The sequence below is a fragment of the Clostridium sp. TJA020 genome, from assembly GCF_058310295.1.
The window spans coordinates 1-1,202 of the sequence record NZ_JBZEFC010000021.1 but is presented as its reverse complement, the minus strand read 5'-3'; the positions used below and the strand labels follow the sequence as shown (position 1 = coordinate 1,202).

Annotated in this window: 1 tRNA gene and 1 rRNA gene; both read right to left on the bottom strand. The window is 23.5% G+C overall.

Annotated features, from left to right (window positions below):
* Positions 1-961: 961 nt before the first annotated feature.
* Positions 962-1,037, bottom strand: a tRNA-Ala gene (locus tag AC4FQ1_RS13110).
* 42 nt (positions 1,038-1,079) lie between these two features.
* A 5S ribosomal RNA gene (rrf, locus tag AC4FQ1_RS13105) occupies positions 1,080-1,196 on the bottom strand.
* Positions 1,197-1,202 lie beyond the last annotated feature (6 nt).

Sequence of the window (1,202 nt, the reverse complement as noted above, 5' to 3'; positions counted from 1 at the left end):
CTCAATAAAAAGTTTAATCTCGCTCTTAAAACTTACTTGTAAAAAGAATTGCTGGTTCTAAATGTATTTCTATATTCTGTTCAATTTTCAAAGACCATTTTATCTCGTCGCCCTCAAGCGACTTGTTTATCTTATCATTTAAGAAGATTTATGTCAACAACTTTTTTTCATAAAGTTTTCTAAACTTTCAAAGTGTTTCCTCTTCTAAGTAACAATAATATCTTATAACCTTATTCAATATTTGTCAACATCTTTCGACATATTTTAATGTCTTTTAATGTCGATTTATATCGTCATAAGCGACGAAATCAATAATATCATATTATTACTATTAAATATATTTTAATATACTCAAATTTATAAATTAAAATATACATACTAAGATTTTCTTTAGTTTTCTAATATTATTAGACATTGATACACTAGGATATGTTTAAGTAATAATTCTATTATATATAAACTTTAAATACTTTCTTTCTCTTATTATTATGTAATATATTTATCATAATTAATTTATTTTTTATTGTTAAATAGTATTTATATTATAATATAAATACTATTTACTACCCTTTAAAATATTAATTAATATAAGTAAGATTAAATTTTAATTAACACTAATATTTTCAGTATTAATATTTATATGTAGTTATTAAAAAATTTATCTTCCTATTTAAACTAATATATATTCAATATATTAATAGTATTCTTCTTAATTTAAATATTAATACCTATATATTAATTTATTTATAATTATTTAAACTTTTATATATTATAATTGATTTGTTGCACTAATATTTTAATATAAAAACATATAAATTTAACGCAATATTTCTTATATAACATCATTTAAATTCACCTCAATTATAAAAATATTATCTTTAAATAATATAAAATCCTTCAGCATTATATAAAGATTTTAATTTAAATAAAAAAACACATCTAAATAGATGTGTCTTAAATATGGTGGAGGTAAGGAGATTCGAACTCCTGACCCCCTGCGTGCAAGGCAGGTGCTCTCCCAGCTGAGCTATACCCCCGTATAAAAAAAAGATAGCAATTAAACTATCTTTTTATTTTTCACCTGGCAACGTCCTACTCTCCCACACGGTCACCCATGCAGTACCATTGGCGCTATAGAGCTTAACTTTCCTGTTCGGAATGGGAAGGAGTGTTTCCTCTATGCCATCATCACCAGATATTCA